The organism is Kitasatospora sp. CB02891, assembly GCF_002803145.1.
Classification (GTDB): domain Bacteria; phylum Actinomycetota; class Actinomycetes; order Streptomycetales; family Streptomycetaceae; genus Kitasatospora; species Kitasatospora griseola.
Genome location: NZ_NNBO01000005.1, coordinates 331,913 through 353,766, shown reverse-complemented (window position 1 = coordinate 353,766; position 21,854 = coordinate 331,913). Strand labels below are relative to the sequence as shown.

Here is a 21,854-nt window from a genome sequence, read left to right as displayed (position 1 = left end):
CAGCTCTCTCTCAGACGTTCCCGAAGTCGTTGTCGATCAGGGCGAACAGCTCGTCCGCTGTCGCCGTCTCCATCGCTGTGGCCGTGTCGTCCACCGGTCCTGGCGGCGGTGCCTCGCCGGTGCGGCGGCGCCAGCCGCGCAGCAGTTCGTCCAGTCGTTCGCCGACCCCGTCGTTGTCGGCCGCTCCCGGTGGGGCGGCCGTGAGGAGCGCGGCCAGCCGGTCCAGCTCGACCAGCAGCGGCGAGGGCGGCTCGGGCGCGGCGGACAGCTCCGCGTCCAGGTAGGCGGCGAGCGCCTCGGGTGTCGGGTGGTCGAAGACGGCCGTCGGCGGGACGGCCAGCCCGGTCGCCTCGCACAGCGCGTTCCTGAACCGCACCGCGAGCATCGAGTCGAAGCCGACCTCGGCGAAGGCGCGTTCCGGGCGCACCGGCCCGGTCCCGGGATGGCCGAGGACCGCGGCCGCGTGCCGGACGACCAGGTCGAGCACCGCCTGCCGGCGGGCCCGCCGGTCCAGCGGGGCCAGCCGGGCGGCCAGCCGTACGGCGGGGGTCTCGTCGTCGTCGACCGCGGCCGCCGGGACCTCCTCGGCCGGCCCCGCCGTGGTGGCGGCGGCCGTTCGGCCCGGGGTGGCCAGCCAGTACCGGTCGCGATGGAAGGGGTACGTCGGCAGCAGGACGGGCGCCGGGCCGCCCGGCCCGGGGGTCCCCGTCCAGGGCGACCAGTCCGTCGGACCGGCGCCGGCCGCCCACGCCTCGGTCAGCGAGGCCAGCAGCCGGTCCCGGCCGCCGTCGCCGCGCCGCAGCGTTCCGACCGCCGTCACGTCCCGCCCGGCCTCCGCGGCCACCGCCTCGATCCCGGCGAGCAGCACCGGGTGCGGGCTGACCTCGACGAGCAGGGTGTGGCCCGCGTCCAGCAGGGTGCGGGTCGCTCCGGCGAAGTCGACCGGTTCGCGCAGGTTGCGGTACCAGTAGGCGGCGTCGAGCGACTCTCCGGCGACGGGTTCACCGGTCACCGTCGAGTAGAGCGGGACGGCCGAGGCGCGGGGGCGGATCCCGGCGAGGGCTTCGCGCAGTTCGTCCTCGATCTCGGCGACCTGGGCCGAGTGGGCCGCGTAGTCCACCGGGATCGCCCTGGCCCGGACGCCTTCCCGCTCACAGGCCGTGAGCAGGGCGGCCAGTTCCTGGGGCTCGCCGGCGACGACCACGGCCTCGGGGCCGTTCACGGCGGCCACGCAGGCGCGTCCGCCGGCGGGCAGCAGGCCCGCGGTCCGCTCGGCGGAGGCGGCGACCGACACCATGCCACCGCGGCCCGCCAGCCTCAGCAGCGCCCGGCTGCGCAGCGCCACCACGAGGGCCGCGTCGTCGAGCGACAGCGCTCCGGCGACGCAGGCGGCGGCGATCTCGCCCTGGCTGTGCCCGACGACCGCGTCCGGGGTGACCCCGGTGTCGCGCCAGTGCGCGGCCAGCGCGACCATCACGGCGAAGAGCACCGGCTGGACGACGTCCACGCGGTCGAGCGTCGGTGCGCCGGGCGCGCCGCGCAGCACCTCGGTCAGGGACCAGTCGGTGTGCGGGGCGAGCGCCCGTTCGCAGTCGGCGACGGCGGCGGCGAACGCCTCGGAGGCGTCGAGCGCCGCCGCGGCCATGCCGGCCCACTGCGAGCCCTGGCCGGGGAAGACGAAGACCGTGCGGCCGCCGCGCGCCCGGTCCTGCACGGCGTCGGGGGCGGGCTCTCCCGCCGCGAGGGCGTCCAGCCAGCCGAGCAGCGCGGCGCGGTCGCGGCCGGTGGCGGCCGCCCGGAAGGGCAGGGCGGGGCGGGTGGTGGCGAGCGCCCGGGCGGCCGCGGCGGCGCCCGCACCGGGGTCGGCCCGCAGGTGCTCGCCCAGTCGGCGCGCCTGGCGGCGCAGGGCCGCGGGGGCCATGGCGGAGAGCAGCCAGGGAACGGTGGCTCCGGTGTCCTCGGCCGGTTCGACGTCCGTGTCTCCGGGCGGCGGGCCGTCGGCGGCGGCGGGCGCCTCCTCCAGGATGGCGTGGGCGTTGGTGCCGCTCATGCCGAACGCGGAGACGCCGGCCCGCCGCGGCCGGCCCCCGTCCGGGGCCTCCCAGGGGCGGGCGTCCGCGAGCAGCCGGACCGCGCCGGCCGACCAGTCCACCCGGCTGGACGCCTGCTGGGCGTGCAGGGTGCCGGGGAGCACGCCGTTCCGCAGGGCGAGCACCGTCTTGATGACCCCGGCGACGCCGGCGGCGGCCTGGGTGTGCCCGATGTTGGACTTCAGCGACCCGAGCCACAGCGGGCGGTCGGCGGGCCGGTCCTGGCCGTAGGTGGCCAGCAGGGCCTGCGCCTCGATGGGGTCGCCGAGCACGGTGCCGGTGCCGTGCGCCTCGACCAGGTCGACCTCGGCGCCGGAGAGTCCCGCCGTGGCCAGCGCGGCCCGGATCACCCGCTGCTGCGCGGGGCCGCTCGGGGCGGTGAGGCCGTTGCTGGCGCCGTCCTGGTTCACCGCGGTGCTCCGTACCAGGGCGAGGACCGGGTGCCCGAGGCGGCGCGCGTCGGAGAGGCGTTCCACGAGCAGGACGCCCACCCCTTCGCCCCACCCCGTGCCGTTCGCCCCTTCGGCGAAGGAGCGGCAGCGGCCGTCGGGCGACAGGCCCTGCTGGCGGCTGAACTCGACGAAGACGTCCGGGCTCGCCATCACCGCGGCGCCGCCGACCAGGGCGAACGAGCAGTCGCCGGCGCGCAGTGCCTGGCCGGCCAGGTGCAGGGCCACCAGCGAGGACGAGCAGGCCGTCTCCACGGTCACGGCGGGGCCGCCGAGGCCGAGGGTGTAGGCGACCCGGCCGGAGGCGACGCTGGTGACCGTGCCGCTGAGCAGGTGCCCCTCGACCTCGTCGGACGGGTTCTGCGGGCCGGTGCCGTAGCCCTGGGCGGCGACGCCGACGTAGACGCCGCCCTCGCTGCCGCGTACCGACGCGGGGTCGAGTCCGGCCCGCTCCAGGGCCTCCCAGCTGGTTTCGAGCAGCAGCCGCTGCTGCGGGTCCATGGCCAGGGCCTCGCGCGGGGAGATCCCGAAGAACTCCGCGTCGAACTCGGCCGCTCCGTCCAGGAATCCGCCGCCGGTGGTGTAGAAGGTGCCCGGGTGCAGCGGGTCCGGGTCGTAGAGGTCCTCCAGCGGCCAGCCGCGGTCGGCGGGCAGCGCGGCGACCGCGTCCACTCCGTCGGCCACCAGCCGCCACAGGTCCTCGGGCGAGCGGACGCCGCCCGGGAACCGGCAGGCCATCGAGACGATCGCCAGGGGTTCGTCGGCCGCCGCGGGCCCGGTCGTGCCGGTCGTGTCGTCGGCATCCGGTTCCGTGCCGCCCAGCCCGGCGAACAGGTGCGCAGCGAGGGCGGCCGCCGTCGGATGGTCGAACACGGAGGTGAGCGCGAGCGGCAGGGCGGTGGCCGCGACCAGCCGGTTGCGGAGTTCGACGGCGGTGAGCGAGTCGAAGCCCGCCTCGCGGAACGGGCGGTCGGCGGCGAGGCCGACGGCCGTCTCGTGGCCCAGTACGGCGGCCGCCTCGCTCCGGACCAGTTCGGTCAGCAGCCTGCGGCCCTCGGGCTCGGACAGCCGGCGCAGCCGGTGCGACCACGACGGGTCGCCGCCGGTGCCGGTCCCGGATTCGGCGGGGGTGTCCGTGGCCGCGGGGCCGCCGTCCACCGCCCGGAACTCGGCGGCGGCGGGCAGGTCGCGCAGCAGCGCGCTCTCCCGGACCGCGCCGAAGGTGGGCGCGAAGCGGCTCCAGTCCAGCTCGGCGACGACCGGTTCGCCCTCGTCCAGGGTCAGCGCCAGGCCGAGCGCGGAGAGCGCCGCGGCGGGGTCCATCGGCACCAGCCCGTGGCGGCGCAGGCCGTCGCCGACGGCGCCCTCGGCCATGCCCGCGCCGGCCCAGGGGCCCCAGGCCACCGAGGTCGCCGGCAGGCCCCGGCCGCGCCGCGCCGCGGCGAGGCCGTCCAGGTAGGCGTTGGCCGCCGCGTACGCGCCCTGGCCGCCGCTGCCCCAGGTGCCCGAGATCGAGGAGAACAGCACGAAGGCGTCCAGCGGGTGGCCTTCGAACAGGGCGTCGAGGTGGGCCGCGCCGCGCGTCTTGGCGGCCGTCCGCAGGGCCAGTTCCTCCGGCGTGCAGTCCATCAGCGCGGTGTCCGAGGTGAGTCCCGCGGTGTGCACCACGGCCCGCACGGTGTCGCCCTCGGCGTGCAGCCGCTCCAGGACCCGTTCCAGCGCGGTGCGGTCGGCGACGTCGCAGGCCAGCAGGGTGCTCCGGGCGCCGAGCGCCGCCAGGGCGTCGGTCAGCGCTTCGGCCCCCGGGGCCTCGGGGCCCCGCCGGCCGAGCAGGACCAGGTGGTCCGCGCCGCGCTCCGCGAGCCAGCGCGCCACCTGGGCGCCGAGGCCGCCGGTGCCGCCGGTGACCAGGACGGTGCCGCGCGGCGTCCACGGGGCGGGCGCGGGTGCCGCGGGCTCCGGCGCGGGGACGAGGCGGCGGCCCAGCAGCGCCGGCGTGCGCACGGCCACCTGGTCCTCGCCGTCCGGTCCGGCCAGCACCGCGCACAGCCCGTCCAGCGCGGGCCCGTTCAGCAGCTCCGGCAGGTCGATCAGGCCGCCCCAGCGCAGCGGGTGCTCCAGGGCCGCCACCCGGCCCAGGCCCCACACCTGGGCCTGCTCGGGGCGGACCTCCTCGGTGCCGTGGGCCGCAACCGCGCCGCGGGTGGCGCACCACAGGGGTGCGTCGATGCCGCTCTCGCCCAGGGCCTGGAGCAGCAGCAGGGTCCCGGTCAGGCCGGCGTCCAGCGTCCGCAGGCCCGGGTGGGGCCCCTCGGCCAGGGCGAGCAGCGACAGGACGCCCTCCAGGTCGCCGAACTCCGGCAGCAGCCGGGCCAGTTCGGCGCGTTCGACGGCGGCTCCGACCCGGGTCACCACCACGTCGGCACCGTGTCCGGCGAGGGCCTGCTCGCAGGCGAGCGCGGTGTCCTCGGCGCCGGGTCCGTCCGGGACGACCAGCAGCCAGCGGCCGGCGAGGCGGGGCTCCGCGGGCGCGGCGAGCGGCTCCCACGCGATGCGGTAGCGGTGCGGGCCGGCGGGGGCCGCGGTCCCCCGGCGGGCGCGCCAGGAGACGGGAGCCGGGTCCGACGCGGCGTCCGGCCAGAAGCGCCGGTGCTGGAAGGCGTAGGTGGGCAGGTCGACCCGCCGCACGTCGGCGCCGCTCCAGCCCGCCGACCAGTCCACCGCCACGCCGCGCAGGTGCAGCGAGGCGAGTGCGGTGCGGACCGCGTCCGACTCGCCGCGGTCACCGCGCAGCAGCGGCACCGCGCCGGGGCCGCCGGGCGCGGGAGCGGGGCCGTCGGGAGCGGAGTCGGAGTCGGGTTCGGGGAGGCAGGCGTGGAGCATGCCGGACAGCACGCCGCCCGGTCCGAGTTCGAGGTAGGTCGTCGCGCCCTCGGCCCGCAGTCGGCGGGCCCCTTCCAGGAACCGCACGGTGCCCCGGGCGTGCCGCACCCAGTGGTCGGGGGAGCGGAGTTCCGCGGCCGTGGCCGTGCGCCCGGTCAGGTTGGAGACGATCTCGATGCCGGGCGCGTGGTAGGTCAGCGACTCGGCCACGTCCCGGAAGGCGTCGAGCATCCCGTCCATCCGGGCGGAGTGGAAGGCGTGGCTCACGCTCAGGCGCCGGGTGCGCCGGCCGCGCGAACGGAACGTCTCGGCCAGGCGCCGCACCGCGTCCTCGTCGCCGGACAGGACCACGGAGTCGGGCCCGTTGACGGCGGCGATGTCCACCGCGTCCCGGTCCTCGTCCACCAGGGCCCGGCGCACTTCCTCCTCGCCGGCCTCCACCGCCACCATCGCCCCGCCCCCGGGCAGTTCGTCCATCAGCCGGCCCCGGGCCGTCACCAGCGCGCAGGCGTCGGGCAGGTCCAGCACGCCCGCCGCGTGGGCGGCGGCGAGCTCGCCGACGGAGTGCCCCATCAGCAGGTCGGGCCGCACGCCCCAGTGCCGCACGAGCCGGAACAGCGCCGTCTCCAGGGCAAACAGCGCGGGCTGGGTGTACCGGGTGCGGTCGAGGAGCTCCGCATCGGGGGTTCCGGGCTCGGCGAACAGGAGGTCCCGCAGGCTCAGGTCGAGGTGCGGGTCCAGGCCGGTCAGCACCTCGTCGAGGGCGTCGGCGAACACCGGGTCCTCGCGGTAGAGCTCCGCACCGGCGCCGGCCCGCTGGCTGCCCTGTCCCGGGAAGAGGAACGCGGTCCGGCCGGAGCGCACCGCGCCGCCGGTGAGCAGTCGGCCCGCCGTCGTGCCGCGCGCGAGCGCGGTGAGCGAGCGCCGGACGGACGCCCGGTCCCGTCCCAGGACGGCGGCCCGGTGTTCGAACGGGGCCCGTCCGGTGGCGAGCGAGTAGGCGACGTCCACCAGTTCGACGTCCGGGTCGGCGTCGAGGCGGCCCACCAGTCGGCCGGCCTGGGCCCGCAGGGCCTCCGGCGTCCTGGCCGAGAGCAGCAGCGGCACGGGCGGGCCGGTCCGGCGGGCGGTGGGGGTGGCGGTGTCCGCGGCGAGGGCCATCGTGGCGGTGGCGGGGACGGCGGCGGTTCCCGCGGCGGGCACGGCCGGGGTGTCGGTCCGGTCGAGGGCGGGCACGACCGCGATGGCGGGCGCCTGCTCGACGATCACGTGCGCGTTGGTGCCGCTGATGCCGAACGACGACACGCCCGCCCGGCGCGGGCTCCCGGTCTCCGGCCACGGGGTGTGCGCGGTGAGCAGGCGGATGCCGCCGTCGGACCAGTCGACGTGCGGGTTCGGCGTCCCGGCGTGCAGGGTTCCGGGCAGTTCGCCGTGGCGGATGGCCAGCACCATCTTCATCACTCCGGCCACCCCGGCCGCCGCCTGGGTGTGCCCGATGTTCGACTTCACCGAGCCGAGCCACAGCGGACGGTCCGCCGGGCGCTCCGGTCCGTGGACGGCCTGGAGCGCCTGCGCCTCGATCGGGTCGCCGAGCCTCGTGCCGGTGCCGTGGGCCTCGATCGCGTCGATCTGGTCGGCGCGCAGCGCGGCGTCGGCCAGGGCGGCGCGGATGACCTGCTGCTGGGACGGGCCGTTGGGGGCGGCGAGCCCGTTGCTGGCGCCGTCCTGGTTCACGGCGGTGCCGCTGATCAGCGCGAGCACCGGGTGGCCGTGGCGCAGGGCGTCGCTGTGGCGCTCCAGCAGCAGCACTCCGGCGCCCTCGCCCCAGCCCGTGCCGTCCGCCTCCGCCGAGAACGCCTTGCACCGTCCGTCGGCGGCGAGCCCGCGCTGACGGCTGAACTGCACGAACAGCCGCGGGGTGCTCATCACCGTCACCCCGCCCGCGAGGGCCTGCTCGCAGTCGCCGCGCCGCAGTGCCTGCACGGCCAGGTGCAGTGCCACCAGCGACGAGGAGCACGCGGTGTCGACGGTGAGCGAGGGCCCCTGGAGGCCGAGGACGTAGGACAGCCGCCCCGACAGCACGCTGGCCGTGTTCCCGGTCAGCAGATGGCCCTCGGACACTCCCTCGGCGCCCTCCAGCAGCGCGGAGTAGTCCTGGCCGTTGGTGCCGATGTAGACGCCGACCGGCCGGTCCTTCAGCGCGGTCGGATCCTGCCCGGCGCCCTCGACCGCCTCCCAGGCGGTCTCCAGCAGCAGCCGCTGCTGCGGGTCCATGGCGAGGGCCTCGCGCGGCGAGATGCCGAAGAACTCGGCGTCGAAGTCGGCCGCGTCGTGCAGGAAGCCGCCCTGCCGGGTGTACGTGGTGCCGGGCCGCTCGGGGTCCGGGTCGTACAGCCCCTCGGTGTCCCAGCCCCGGTTCGACGGCCAGTCCCCGACGGCGTCGGTGCCCTCGGCGAGCAGCTGCCAGAAGTCCTCGGGCCGGGCGACCCCGCCGGGGAAGCGGCAGCCCATGCCGACGATCGCGATCGGCTCGTTGCCGACGGGGTCGGCGGACTCCACGGCGCCGCTCGCCGCGTCCGGCAGGTCCGGATCCAGGTCCAGCTCCGCGAGCAGCCGGCCGGCCAGTGCCGACGGGGTGGGGTGGTCGAAGAGGACGGTGGCGGGCAGGGCCAGCCCGGTGACGGCGGCGAGCCGGTTGCGCAGCTCCACCGCCATCAGGGAGTCGAAGCCGAGTGCGGAGAACGCCTTTCCGGGCTGGACCGTGTCGACGTCGGGGTGGCGCAGGACCGTCGCCGCGTGGGTGCGCACCAGGTCGGTGAGGGTCCCGACCCGGTCCTCGTGGCGCGGCAGTACGGCGATCCGCTGCCGCAGGGTGTCGGCGGCGCCGTCGCCCTCCCGGGCCGCCGAGGGTGCGGCGGTGTCCGGGGCGGGCCGCGCGGCGGCCGGGTCCGGCATCCCGTCGAGCAGGGCGGCGGAGCGCAGGCCGATGCCCGCGGTGAAGCGCTTCCAGTCGACGTCGGCGACCACGACCAGCGTGTCGTCCGCCTCCAGTGCCCGGCCGATCGCGGTGACGGCCGTCTCGGGCTCCATCACCGGCAGGCCGAGGTCCCGCAGCCGGCCGGCCACCTCGTCCGCCAGCATGCCCGGCCCGGCCCAGGCGCCCCAGGCCACGGACGTGCCGGGCAGCCCGGCGGCCCGACGGGCGGCGACGAGTGCGTCGACGGCCGCGTTGGCGGCCGCGTAGTTCCCCTGCCCGGCATTGCCCACGACGCCCATCACGGACGAGAACACCACGAAGGCCGACAGGTCGAGGCCCGCGGTGGCCTCGTGCAGGTTCCGGGCGGCGGTCAGCTTGGCGCGCAGCACCACGGCGAGCCGCGCGGGGTCCAGCGCGTCGAGCACACCGTCGTCGAGGACGCCCGCCGCGTGGATGACGGCGGACAGCGGGTACCGCGCCGGGATGTCGGCGACCAGCGCCGCCAAGGCGGCCGGGTCGGCGACGTCGCACGCCGCAAAGGCGACTTCGGCGCCCAGCGCCGTCAGTTCCGCCCGCAGCTCGTCCGTACCGGGGGCGTCGGCGCCGCGCCGGCTGACCAGCAGCAGCCGCTCCGCACCCTGGCCCGCGAGCCAGCGCGCCGTGTGCGAGCCGACGCCGCCGGTGCCACCGGTGACGAGGACCGTGCCCCGCCACCGGACGTCCGGGCCGCCCGCGTGGTCCTTCGGCGACCCGGCCGGCGCGGGCCGGAGCCGGCGTCCGTGGACCCCGGTGGAGCGCACCGCCACCTGTTCCTCGTCGGCCGCGGCTCCCGCGAGCACCGCGCACAGGCGGCGGGCGGCCCGTGCGTCCAGCACCTCGGGCAGGTCGACCAGACCGCCCCGGCGGTGCGGGTGCTCCAGGGCCAGCGTCCGGCCCAGGGCGGCGGAGGCGGCCTGACCGACGTGTCCGGGCCGCTCCGCGCCGCCCAGGACCGCCGTTCCCTTCGTCAGCATCCAGAGCCGGGCCCGGATGCCCGCGTCCTCGACTGCCTGGGCCAGCGCGAGGGTCAGCGCCGGACCACCGGGCAGGTCGGGGTGTTCGGGGTGGGGTCGCTCCTCCCAGGACAGCAGGGACAGCACGCCGGCGATCGGCTGCTCCCCGGCGGTCTCCGTGAGCAGGGCGGCCAGCTGTTCGCGGGTCGCGCCCGGATCGGCGACGACGCACGGGAGGAGGTCGGCCCCGGCCTCGCCGAGGGCGTCCAGGACGGCTGCCGCGTCGCCGCCCTCGGGACGCAGGGCGAGCCAGCGGCCGGGGAGGCCGTCCGCCGGCGTGACCGACAGGGGCGCCCAGGCGACGTGGTAGCGCCAGGATTCCGCCTTCCGTTCACGGGTCCTGACGGAGCGCCAGGTCGCCAGCGCGGGCAAGACTTCGTCCAGGGCGGCACGGCCGACCCCGAGGATCTCGGCGAGCCGGGCGGGGTCCTGCAGTTCCAGGTCCTCCCAGCGGTCCTCGGCGGGGGCGGCCGGGACGGCGGCGGGGGCCGTCAGCCAGTAGCGGGTGCGCTGGAAGGCGTACGTCGGCAACTCGACCCGCCGAGCGCCCGGGAACGCCCCCGACCAGTCCACCCTCAGCCCGCGCTCCCAGCCACGGCCCACCGCACGCAGCACCTGCGCCGGGCCGCCCTCACCGCGGCGCAGCGTTCCCAGCACCGCCGCGTCCACGCCTGCGGCCTCCACCGACTCCCCCACCGCCACCGACAACACCGGGTGCGGGCTGGACTCGATGAAGATGCGGTGCCCGGCCGCGAGGAGCGCGCGGGTCGCCTGCTCGAACTCGACGGTCTCCCGCAGGTTCCGGTACCAGTACTCGGCGTCCAGGGACTTCGTGTCCACCAGGCCACCCGTGACGCTCGAATAGAACGGCACCGCACCGGACAGCGGCACGATGCCGTCCAGGTCGGCGAGCAGGCGCTCGCGGACCTCTTCCACGTGCACGGAGTGCGACGCGTAGTCGACCTCGATCAGACGCGCCCGCACTCCCTCCGCGACCAACGCGTCGACGAACTCCGCCACCGCGTCCGCGTCACCCGACACCACCGTCGACGACGGACCGTTCACCGCCGCCACCGAAAGGCGACCCAGGCGTTCCCGCACCACGTCCACCGGCAACGGCACCGACGCCATGCCGCCACGACCGGCCAGCGCCCCGACCGCACGGGAACGCAGCGCCACCACCCGCGCCCCGTCCTCCAGACTCAAGCCGCCCGCCACACACGCCGCGGCAACCTCGCCCTGCGAGTGGCCCACCACGGCGTCGACCGCCACACCGAACGAGCGCCACACCTCCGCCAGCGACACCATCACGGCCCACAGCACCGGCTGCACCACGTCGACCCGAGCCAGCAGCGCCTCCGAACCCAACGCCTCCGCCAACGACCAGTCGGTGTACGGCGCCAGCGCCCGCTCGCACTCCGCCATCCGCGCCGCGAACACCTCCGACTCGCCCAGCAGCTCCACGGCCATCCCGACCCACTGCGAACCCTGACCCGGGAACACCAGCGCCACCCGGCCGGAAACCAGCCCGCCGCCGGACACCGCGGCACCCTGCGCCAGCGCCTGCACGCCGTCGAGCAGTTCACTCCGATCGCCGCCCACGACCACCGCACGGTGCTCGAAGGACGCACGACCCACCGCCAGCGAATGACCCACGTCCGCCGCGTCGAGCCCGGGCTCCGCCGCCACCCGCGCCGCCAACGCCTCCGCCTGCGCGCGCAGTGCCTCGGCGCTGCGCGCCGACACCGGCCACACCACCGTCCCGGGGCGCGGAGCGCTCTCCACCGCCTCGGCCGGCACGGACTCCAGGATCATGTGGGCGTTGGTCCCGCTGATGCCGAAGGCGGACACGCCCACCCGGCGCGGACGACCCGCGTCGTCCCACGCCCGAGCCTCCGTCAGCAACCGGCCCGCGCCCGCCGACCAGTCCACCTCCGGCGTCGGACCGTCCACGTGCAACGTCCTGGGCATCACGCCGTGCCGCATCGCCAGCACCGACTTGATGACGCCCGCCACACCCGCCGCGGCTTGCGCGTGGCCGATGTTCGACTTCAGCGAGCCGATCCACACCGGACGGTCCGCAGGCCGGTCCTGCCCGTACGTGGCCAGCAGCGCCTGCGCCTCGATCGGGTCGCCCAACCGCGTCCCCGTACCGTGCGCCTCCACCACGTCCACCTCGGACGCGGTCAGCCCCGCGTCCGCCAGCGCCGCCCGGATCACCCGCTGCTGCGACGGACCGTTCGGCGCCGTCAGGCCGTTGCTGGCACCGTCCTGGTTCACCGCCGAACCGCGGATGACGGCCAGTACCGGGTGCCCGTTGCGCCGCGCGTCCGACAGCCGCTCCAGCAGCAGCATGCCCACGCCCTCGGCCAGGCCGAAGCCGTCGGCGGCCGCGGCGAACGCCTTGCAGCGGCCGTCCGGGGCCAGCCCGCCCTGCCGGCTGAACTCCACGAGCATGCCGACCGTGGACATCACGGTCGCGCCGCCGGCCAGGGCCAGCGAGCACTCGCCGGACCGCAGCGCCCGGACCGCGAGGTGCAGGGCCACCAGCGAGGACGAGCAGGCCGTGTCCACGGTCACCGCCGCCCCCTCCAGACCGAGGGTGTAGGCCAGGCGGCCCGACGCGACGCTCCCGGTGTTGCCGGTCAGCAGGTGGCCGCCTTCGTCGGCGCCCTGTTCCAGGGAGGGGCCGTAGTCCATGGTCATCGCGCCCACGTAGACGCCCGTCGGGGTCCGCCGCAGGGTGGACGGGTCGATCCCGGCCCGTTCCAGCGCCTCCCAGGTGGTCTCCAGCAGCAGCCGCTGCTGCGGGTCCATCGCGGCCGCCTCGCGCGGCGAGATCCCGAAGAACTCGGCGTCGAACTCGGCCGCGCCGGCGAGCGAGCCCGCCTCCCGCTGGTAGTACCGGCCCGGTGTGCCGGGTGCGGGGTCGTAGCGTCCGGCGGTGTCCCAGCCGCGGTCGTCGGGCAGCGCGGAGACGGCGTCGACGCCCTCCGACACCAGCTCCCAGAGTTCGTCGGGGCTGTCGACCCCGCCGGGGTAGCGGCAGCCCATGCCGACGATCACCACGGGGTCGTCGTCCGCGGCCCGCGGCACCTGCCGGTCCGCGCCCGGGTTCCCGTCCGGCCGGTCGCCGCCGATCCGGTCGGAGAGGTACGCGGCGAGGGTCGCCGGGGTCGGGCAGTCGAAGACGGCTGTCGCCGGGATGCGCAGCGCCGTCGCCGCGCTCAGCCGGTTGCGCAGCTCCACGGCGGTGACGGAGTCGAATCCCAGGTCGAGGAAGGCCAGGTCGGCGGGGACCGGTTCGGACCGCCCGGTCACCGCGGCGATCTCCTCGTCCACCAGCCGTGCCAGCGCGGCGAGCCGTTCCGGGGCGCCCATTGCGGCCAGCTCCGCGCGGAGTGCGCCGCCGGCCTCCCGGCCGTCGCCCGCAGCGCCCGCGCCGTCCGGCCCGTCCGTGTCCGCCGGGCCGGGCTCCGCGAGCGCCGCCAGGACGGCTGCCGGCAGTTCCGGCATCGGGGCGTGCTGCCCGGCGGACGGCACTTCCCGTTCCGGGGCGGCGCCGCACACGTACAGGTCGCCGAGCGAGGCCAGGAACCGGCCCCGGCCGCCCTGGTCCCGGCGCAGCGTTCCGAGGACGGCGGCCTGCGCGCCGTGTTCCTCCGCGCAGTCCGTGAGGGCGGAGGTCAGCACGGTGTGCGGGCTGACCTCCAGCAGGACGCCGTACCCGTCCCGCAGCAGGGCGTCGGCCGCCTGGTGGAACCTGACCGTGTTGCGCAGGTTGCGGCACCAGTAGTCGGCGTCCAGGACCGGGGCGTCCAGTCGTCCGCCGGTCAGTCCGGAGTAGTAGGGCAGCCGCGGGGTGCGGGGCCGGATCGGTGCGAGGTCGGCGCGCATCCGGGGGACGATCGCGTCGATGTGGGGCGAGTGGGCGGCCAGGCCCACCGCGATCCGCCGGGCGTGCACCGCGTCCGCGGCCAGCTCGGCGAGGAGTTCGGCCGCGGCGTCGCGGTCGCCGGAGACGATCACGGACCGCGGGCCGTTGTGCGCCGCGACGACGAGGCGGCCGTCCCAGCGGCGCAGCCGCGGCTCGATCTCGTCGGCCGGGGCCATGACGGAGACCATGTCGCCCTGGCCGGCCAGGGTCGCCTGGGCCTGGCTCCACAGGGCGACCACCCGCGCGGAGTCGTCCAGGGACAGCGCGCCGCTGACCGCGGCGGCGGTGACCTCGCCGACGCTGTGCCCGAGCACGGCGGCCGGTTCGACGCCGTGGGAGCGCCACAGCTCGGCGAGCGACACCGTGACGGCGAACAGCAGGGGCTGCACCACGTCGGCCCGGTCCCCGGCGGGCGCGCCCGGCGCGTCCGGGTCGCGGAGCACGTCGATCGGCGACCAGTCGACGAACGGTTCCAGGGCCTGCGCGCACGCGTCCATCCGGTCGCGGAACACCGCGGAGGTGTCCAGCAGGTCCACCGCCATCCGGGGCCACTGGGCGCCCTGTCCGGGAAACACGAAGGCGACCCGGCGGCCCGCGCCGGCGGTGCCCTCCACCAGGCCCGGCATGCTCCGGCCGTCGGCGAGCGCGTCCAGCCGCCGCAGGAACCCGTCCCGGTCGTCGGCCACCAGTGCCGCCCGCCGGCTCCCCTCGGAGGCGGTGCGGGCGAGGGTCAGCGCGATGTCCTGGGGGCTCCAGTCGTCACGACCGGCCAGGTACCCGTGCAGGCCGCGGGCGCCGGCCGCCAGCGACTCCCTGCCGCTGCCGGCCAGTGTCCACAGCAGCGGTGCTTCCGTACCGTCGGGGTGCGCCATCGTGTCTTCGGACTCCTTCACGGCGAGCGGGACCACCGGTCGCCGAACCGTGGCGGGCGCCCGCACTCGCGGGTCGCGCGCCGACCGGGACGCCTTCGTCAGGCCCGGTGTGAACCGCCACCGGACCCGCGACGTCGATCTTTCCTACGCCGCATAGCGGCCCGATAGCGCAGGCCGCGACACGACGCGGGCAGGGGGGAGCAGGTGGGGCGCGGAGCGGCGGGAGAGCCGCTCGCGCACCCGTGGAGCGGGTCAGCCGTCCGTTCGGCCGGACTGCTGCGGGTTCCGGGTGCGCGGCACCCCCAGTTCCCGCCAGATCCCGTCCAGTGCCGCGACGAACGCCTCGACCTGCGCGGGCTGGTGGACGGCGCCGGGCGCGCTCCGGAGGATCTCCTGTCCCGCGCGCACGCTCGGCGCGTTGATCGCCTGCACGTAGATGCCGTGGCGTTCCAGCAGCAGGGCGGAGATCCGCCGGGCGAGCGCGTCGTCCCCGACGAAGATCGAGACGATGTGGGAGCCGTCGGAGACGAACGGGATGCCGTGCTCCGTGAGCAGCCGGTGCGCCAGCCGCGCGTTCGCGTGGAGCCGGTCGCGCTCCTCGTCCGAACCGCGCAGGTGCCGGACCGCGGCGAGCGCGCCCGCCACCACCGCCGGCGGCAGGGCGGTGGTGAAGATGAAGGAGCGGGACAGGCCGCGCACCGCGTCGACCAGTTCGGCGGGACCGGCGATGTACCCGCCGGTGGTGCCGAATCCCTTGGCGAGCGTTCCCATGATGACGGTGAACTGGTCCGCGATGCCCAGGCTCGCGGCGATGCCGGCGCCCTCCGGCCCGTACATCCCGACCGCGTGGACCTCGTCGAGGAAGGTCATCGCTCCGTACTTCCGGGCGATCCGGGCGATCTCGGCGAGCGGGGCGACGTCACCCGCCATCGAGTAGACCGACTCCATGACGATCATCTTCGGCCGGTCGGGATCGGCGGCGGATATCAGCTCTTCCAGGTGCGCCGTGTCGTTGTGCCGGAAAATGTGCTTCTCGGCGCCGCTGTGGCGGAGTCCGTCGATGATCGAGGCGTGGTTCATCTCGTCGGAGAAGACGACGCAGTCCCCCGGTCGGCCGGCGAGAACCGTGAGGGCTCCGTCATTGGCGGTGTACCCGGAGGTGAAGAGAAGGGCGTCCTCCTTGCCGTGCAGATCCGCCAGTTCGTTCTCCAGCAGCACGTGGTAGTGGTTGGTCCCCCCGATGTTCCTGGAGCCGCCCGAGCCCGCGCCGTACTCGTCGAGGGCGTCGCGGGTCGCCGCCAGGACCAGCGGGTGCTGGCCCATTCCCAGGTAGTCGTTGCTGCACCACACGCTGATCTCGGAGGTGACCCCGTCCCGCAGGCTCCGGGCCGCCGGGAATTTCCCGGCGAGCCGGCCGATCTCCAGGAACTCCCGTTTCGCCTTCGGCGATCCGCCTTCCGCCATGCGCAGCGAGAAGAGCTCCAGGTATTGGTTCATGACGACCCTTTTCTCCGAAGGCTGCACCGATGCGGGGCCCGGACCGGCGGAGGAAATTGTCTCAGAGCGAAATATCACTTCGATGGCGCGGACTGCGACAATTGAGAACCGGCCGCGCATCCGCTTTCCCGATTCACGCCCCATGGCGGACCCGCATTGCGTGTTGTAGGGTGTGCGGAAATTCCTCGGACCGGCACCACTGGAGTTTCCCATGCCGTCGGACGAAACGTACGTCAGCCAAATCCTTGAGGTAATCTCCGCGGAACCGGAGAAAGTGGTCCTGTCCTGGCGCGACCGGACGCTCACCGCGGCGGAGCTGACCGCCCTGGTCCGGTCGGCCGCACAGGCCCTGCACCAGCAGGCCGGCGGGAGCGGCGTCGACGCCGTGGTCGCCGTCCTGACCGTCACCAACACCGCCCCGACGCTGGTCCTGCGGTACGCCGCGAACCTGGTCGGGGCCACGGTGGTCCACCTGCACACCACCAACGCGGTCGACCCGGCGGACCACCTGGCCGCCGGCGCCAAGCTCAAGATCCTCCGGGACACCGGTGCGACGCACCTGGCCGTCGACGCGGAGAACCTCGCGACCGCCCGCGAACTGCGCGAGCGGCTGGGCGCCCCGCTCACCCTCGTCGCCCTCGGCGACCTCGGCCCCGACGTCCTGGACCTGACGGCCGGGGACCCGGACGCGCTGGACCTGTCCGGCCTCGGGATCGCACCCGACCGGCCCGCGGTGGTGACCTACACGAGCGGGACGACCGGCGAACCGAAGGGCATCGCCTTCGACTTCCGGGCCCGCAACGGCTTCATCTCCGCCGGTCTCCAGATGCGCTGGCGGTCCGTCTACCTGGCCTGCCTCCCGCTCAGCCACTCCAGCGGCGCCACGGCCGACGACTCGCTCGCGTCCGGCGGCTCGGTGGTCCTGCGGGACGGCTTCGACCCGGGCGACGTGCTGCAGTCCATCGCGCGGCACGGAGTCACCCGGATGCTGCTCTCCCCTCCCCAGCTGTACCTGCTGATGGACCACCCGGACGTGGGCTCGACCGACCTGTCCAGCCTCCAGATGGTCACCTACCTGGGCTCCCCCGCGTCCCCCGAGCGACTGGCCGAGGCGGTCAAGGTCTTCGGCGACGTGCTGCTCCAGGTGTACGCGACCAGCGAGGCGGGCTTCGTCAGCATGCTCTCGCCCGCCGAGCACCTCGACGCCCGGCTGCGGGCCACGGTCGGCCGCCCGATGCCCGACTGGGTCCGGATCACCGATCCGGACGACCACCGCGACCTGCCGCCCGGCGAGACCGGCGAGGTCGTCGTCCGGTCGCCCTTCACCATGAGCGCGTACGTGGCCGAGCCCGAACTCACCGCCCGGACCGTACGGGACGGCTGGGTGCACACCGGCGACCTCGGCTTCGTCGACGGCGACGGCTACCTCCACCTGCGCGGCCGGATCGGCGAGGTGATCAAGACCAACGGCATCAAGATCCATCCGGTGACAGTGGAGAACGCCCTGCTGGCCCACCCGGACGTGCTGCAGGCCGCCGCGTTCTGCGTCCGGGACCGGGACCGGATCGAGTACCTGCACGCCGCCGTGGTGCTGCGCGACGCGGGCACGGCCGACCCCGACGAACTGGCGGAACACGTCCGGGCCACCGTCTCGCCCAAGCACGTCCCCGCGCGGATCCGCGTCCGCTCCGCGCTGCCCCTCACCGGGGTCGGCAAACCGGACAAGGCGCGGCTGGCCGCGGAAGCGAGCGGGTGAGACCACCGTGACCCTCTCCGTGGCGGCCGTCCTCGCCGAGTCCGCGCTGCGCCGGCCGGAGCACCCGGCGATCGTGTCCGGCACCCGAAAGATCACCTACCGCGAGCTGTGGGACGGGGCGCGGAGGTACGCGGCGGTGCTGCGCGCGCGGGGCATCGGCCCCGACGACAAGGTGGCGCTGCTGCTGCCCAACACCCCGCACTTCCCGCTGGCCTACTTCGGCGTGCTCGCGCTCGGCGCGGTCGCGGTCCCGGTCCACGCCCTGCTCCGGGCGGAGGAGATCGCGTACGTCCTGCGCGACTCCGGGGCGGCGGCGCTGATCTGCGCCGCCCCGCTGCTGGCCGAGGGCGGCAAGGCGGCGGAGACGGTCGGCACACCCCTGCTCACCGTCATGGAGGAAGCGGACGGGGGCGCCCCCGCCCGGCGGCTGGACGTGCTCGCGGCGCGGAGCACCCCGATCGACCGCCAGGTGCCGCGCGACCCCGGGGACATCGCGCTGGTCCTCTACACCTCCGGCACCACCGGCCGACCCAAGGGCGCCCAGCTCACGCACCTCAACGTGGTGATGAACGTCGACACGACCATGCTGTCGCCGTTCGACTTCACCGCGGACGACGTCCTGCTCGGCTGCCTGCCCCTGTTCCACACCTTCGGCCAGATCTGCGGCATGAACACCTGCTTCCGGGCGGGGGCGACCCTGGTGCTGATGCCGCGGTTCGACGGACCGGGCGCACTGGAGCTCATGGTGCGGGAGGGCTGCACCATGTTCATGGGGGTCCCGACGATGTACACGGCGCTCCTCGACGCGGCCCGCGCCGACCCGCGCAGGCCCGCGCTCGACCGCGCGTTCTCCGGCGGCGCCGCGCTGCCGGTGGCGGTCCTGGACGCGTTCCAGGAGACGTTCGGCTGCCCGGTCCTCGAAGGGTACGGGCTGACCGAGGCGTCCCCGGTGGTGGCCTACAACCAGAAGGCGTGGCCGCTCAAGCCCGGCACGGTGGGCCGGCCGATCTGGGGCGTCGAGGTCGAGATCGCCCGGGCCGAGGTGGCGGACCGGATCGAGCTGCTGCCCGCCGGCGAGACGGGGGAGGTCGTCTTCCGGGGGCACAACGTGATGGCCGGCTACCTGAACCGGCCGGAGGCCACCGCCGAGGCCGTCGTGGACGGCTGGTTCCGCTCGGGCGACCTCGGCGTCAAGGACGACGAGGGCTACCTCTCCATCGTCGACCGCAAGAAGGACGTGGTGCTGCGCGGCGGCTACAACGTCTACCCGCGCGAGGTGGAGGACGTCCTGGCCCACCACCCGGCGATCGCCCAGGCGGCCGTCATCGGGCTCCCCCACCCCGTCCACGGCGAGGAGGTCTGCGCAGTGGTGCGGGCCCACCCCGGCACCACGCCGGGTCCGGCCCTCGGCGCCGAGATCGTCGCCTGGTGCAGGGAGCGGATGGCGCCGTACAAGTACCCGCGCCAGGTGGAGTTCGTCGACGCCTTCCCCCTGGGCGCCAGCGGCAAGGTGCTCAAACGGGAGCTGGTCGCCCTGCTGAGCGCCGCGGACCGGCCTGATCGCTGATCCTCGGGGCGATTCGCCGACCGTTCGGGACGGCAGATGGGCGGGCGGGACGCGTGGCCGCCCCGGCCGGGGCGGCCACGCCGATTCCCGTGCGCAGAAGCAGTCACCGTGCGGAACCCGTCCCGGAAGCCGGGGTCCCGGTCGACCCGCTGGGACGGGTTTCCGCAGGTGACGGTGGCATCGAACCGGACGGCCGCACGCCGGATCGCGTCGGCCTGCCGGCCCGGTGACCCCGGCGCAGACCTGCCGCACGAGGCCGCCGGCCGGCACACCGCGAACGCTGCCGTCGAGACCGCACACCACCTTCCTCCGACGGCCGGCACCGACCGGCCACCCGGACAGAACGGCGAGCCGCAGCAGCCTCGACCTCGACCGACGCGGCTGCGGTCGAAGACAAGGCAGCGCAGGCTTCCGCCCTCCGGCGACTCCCGGCCGTACGCGGTCGCGCCGTTCCCGGGGGAGGTGGCCTGTGCCCGGCGATGCCCCTGGACCTCGTCTCGTACCCGCCGCCGCACCCGGAACCCGACCTCACCCTCACCCTCGCCCTCGATCTCGGCGGGCACCTGGCCGACACCGCCACTGCCCGGCGAACAGGAGCGGGCACCGCCGTGCGGTCCTGCCCCGCGCGACTGCCGAGCCCGCGGATCGGGGATGCTGGTGTGCATGCGTGCCGCCCGACTGATCCGCATGGCCCTCCTGCTGCAGTCCACCCCCGGTCTGACCGCCGCCGAGCTGGCCCGGGAGCTGGAGGTGTCCGAGCGGACCGTCATCCGCGACGTCCAGTCGCTCCAGGAGGCCGGGGTCCCGGTCCGGTCGGAGCGCGGCCGGACCGGCGGCTACCGGCTCGCTCCCGGCCACCGCACCCGCCTGACCACGCTGCACCCCACCGAGGCCGAGACCCTCTACCTGTCCGGCCTGCCCTCCGCGCTGCGCGACCTCGGGCTCTCCGACGCGGCCGGCACCGCCCGGCTGAAACTCTCCGCCACCCTGCTGCCCTCGCTGCGGGCGGCCGCCGAGTCCTCGGCCCGGCGCTTCCACCTGGACGCGCCGGCCTGGTTCCGCGAGCCGTCCACCCCCGAGCTGCTGCCTGAGCTGGCCCGCGCCCTCTGGGCCGACCGCGCGGTCGAGTTCGCCTACGCCCGCCCCGGCCGCGAGCCCGGGACGGCCCGCCGGGTGGAACCGTACGGGCTGGTCCTGAAGGCGGGCGTCTGGTACCTGGTGGGCCGGATCCCCGGTGCCGCGACCGCCGCCTTCCGCACCTGGCGCGCCGACCGGATCACCGCACTGCACACGCCCGTTGACGACGCGTTCACCCGCGAGGCGTCCTTCGACCTGGCGGCGTACTGGCAGGAGCACAGCGCCCGGTTCGCCCTCTCGCTGCTGCGTGCCACCGTCACGGTCCGGCTCACCCCGGCGGGCGTGCGCCGCCTGCCCGAGGTCACCGACCGGGCGGCGGCCGGACGGGCGCTGGCCGCCGCCCCGCCCGCGGACCCCGCCGGCCGCGTCACCCTCGAACTGGCCGTGGAGTCCGAGGAGATCGCGTTCGCCGAACTGGCCTCGCTCGGCGCGGAGGCCGAGGTACTGGCCCCGCCCGCGCTCCGCGCCCGTCTCGCCCGGCACGCCCGGGCCTTCGCCGCGCTCTACTGCGACGAGGGCGCGGGCGGCGGGACCGCCGGGGATGCCGCCGCCGTCCCGGACCGGGTCCCGGACGGCGGCCCCGCCGAGTGTCAGCGGTAGTCGTCCGCCGAGACCGAATCGCCCCGCTCGCCCACCGCCTCGAAGTACGCCCAGGCGTCCGGCCTGCTGCCGTCCACGTCCGTGACGCCGTAGACCCGGGCGAGTTCGGCGCTGGACGTCGACTTCCGGTTCCACCGCTCGGCCCGCCGCGGGTCCGCGGCCAGCGCGGCCACCCCGCGGGCGAGGTACTGCGGCGATTCCGCGATCGCGAAGGCCGGCTCGACCGTGATGACGTCCCGCCAGTTCTCCTCCGCCACGCCGAAGTGCGTCAGCATCTGCTCGGAGCGCAGGAAGCCCGGCGTCACGCACACCGCCGCACCGCCGTACTCCGCCAGCTCCTCACCCAGCCCGAAGGCCATCCGGATCGGCGCGTTCTTCGCCAGGTCGTAGTACAGGTTCTCCCGGTACCGGCGGTTGGTCGCCGCCGTGCCGTCGGTGACCTCCACCAGCAGCGGTGCGGCCGACCGCACCAGCAGCGGCAGGCCGAGCGCCGCCGTGATCACGTGCGAGCGCACGCCCAGTTCCAGCATCCGCAGCCCGTCGGCGAGCGGCGTCTCCCAGCTCTTCTTCCCGAAGATCGACTCGGCCGTCAGGCGCTCACCGCCCCACAGGTCGTTGACCAGGACGTCGAGCCGCCCCTGCTCCTCCTCGATCCGCCCGAACAGCGCCCGCACCTGTCCCTCGTCCAGATGGTCGGTGGGAACCGCGATCCCCACCCCGCCGGCCGCCGTCACCAACTCCCCCGTCTCCTCGATCGTCTCGCTCTCCCGGCCCACCTCGCTCACCCGCTCGCGAGTCGTCCGTCCGGTCACGTAGACCGTCGCCCCCGCCCTGCCCAACTCCACCGCCAGCGCCCGTCCCGCACCCCGGGTCGCCCCCGCCACCAGGACGATCCGGCCCGCCAGCGGGCGGGCGGGGAGGCTGTCGCGGGACGGGACATCGTTCGTGTTCTCCATGCCTTCAACGATCGCCGCCAAAGGTGACAAGAACCGTCACCTTTAATTCCTGCACAACTTGCCCGCGACATCGACACCACC

At 75.7% G+C, this 21,854-nt stretch carries 6 protein-coding genes; 3 read left to right on the top strand and 3 right to left on the bottom strand.

What is annotated here, in order from left to right; translation table 11 throughout:
- Window positions 1-10 precede the first annotated feature (10 nt).
- Together CG736_RS14575 and hemA are read right to left on the bottom strand one after the other, a co-directional pair.
- Window positions 11-14,260, bottom strand: coding sequence for a type I polyketide synthase (locus CG736_RS14575; protein WP_100586739.1), 14,250 nt, complete (start codon window positions 14,258-14,260; stop codon window positions 11-13).
- Between the two features lie 252 nt (window positions 14,261-14,512).
- Complete coding sequence (gene hemA / locus CG736_RS14570) at window positions 14,513-15,757, bottom strand: 5-aminolevulinate synthase (RefSeq protein ID WP_100586629.1); 1,245 nt, start codon at window positions 15,755-15,757, stop codon at window positions 14,513-14,515.
- Window positions 15,758-15,968: 211 nt separating this feature from the next.
- Between hemA and CG736_RS14565 the strand changes: the two genes are divergently transcribed.
- From CG736_RS14565 to CG736_RS14555, 3 genes are all read left to right on the top strand, one after another.
- Window positions 15,969-17,513, top strand: a complete 1,545-nt coding sequence (locus CG736_RS14565) for a class I adenylate-forming enzyme family protein (RefSeq protein ID WP_100586628.1) — start codon at window positions 15,969-15,971, stop codon at window positions 17,511-17,513.
- Window positions 17,514-17,520: 7 nt separating this feature from the next.
- Window positions 17,521-19,080, top strand: a complete 1,560-nt coding sequence (locus CG736_RS14560) for a long-chain fatty acid--CoA ligase (protein WP_100586627.1) — start codon at window positions 17,521-17,523, stop codon at window positions 19,078-19,080.
- A 663-nt stretch (window positions 19,081-19,743) separates the two neighbouring features.
- Window positions 19,744-20,817, top strand: coding sequence for a YafY family protein (locus tag CG736_RS14555; RefSeq protein WP_100586738.1), 1,074 nt, complete (start codon window positions 19,744-19,746; stop codon window positions 20,815-20,817).
- On the opposite strand, the gene CG736_RS14550 is transcribed toward CG736_RS14555, so the two are convergent.
- Window positions 20,808-21,773 (bottom strand): SDR family oxidoreductase, encoded by a 966-nt coding sequence (locus tag CG736_RS14550; RefSeq protein WP_100586626.1) that lies wholly within the window; start codon window positions 21,771-21,773, stop codon window positions 20,808-20,810. The genes CG736_RS14555 and CG736_RS14550 overlap by 10 nt on opposite strands.
- Window positions 21,774-21,854: the final 81 nt, after the last annotated feature.

Excerpts from the sequence above, each read along its gene's own strand:
- CG736_RS14575 (WP_100586739.1), bottom strand. The coding sequence starts at position 14,260 with ATGGCGCACCCCGACGGTACGGAAGCACCGCTGCTGTGGACACTGGCC.
- hemA (WP_100586629.1), bottom strand. The coding sequence starts at position 15,757 with ATGAACCAATACCTGGAGCTCTTCTCGCTGCGCATGGCGGAAGGCGGA.
- CG736_RS14565 (WP_100586628.1), top strand. The coding sequence starts at position 15,969 with ATGCCGTCGGACGAAACGTACGTCAGCCAAATCCTTGAGGTAATCTCC.
- CG736_RS14555 (WP_100586738.1), top strand. The coding sequence starts at position 19,744 with ATGCGTGCCGCCCGACTGATCCGCATGGCCCTCCTGCTGCAGTCCACC.
- CG736_RS14550 (WP_100586626.1), bottom strand. The coding sequence starts at position 21,773 with ATGGAGAACACGAACGATGTCCCGTCCCGCGACAGCCTCCCCGCCCGC.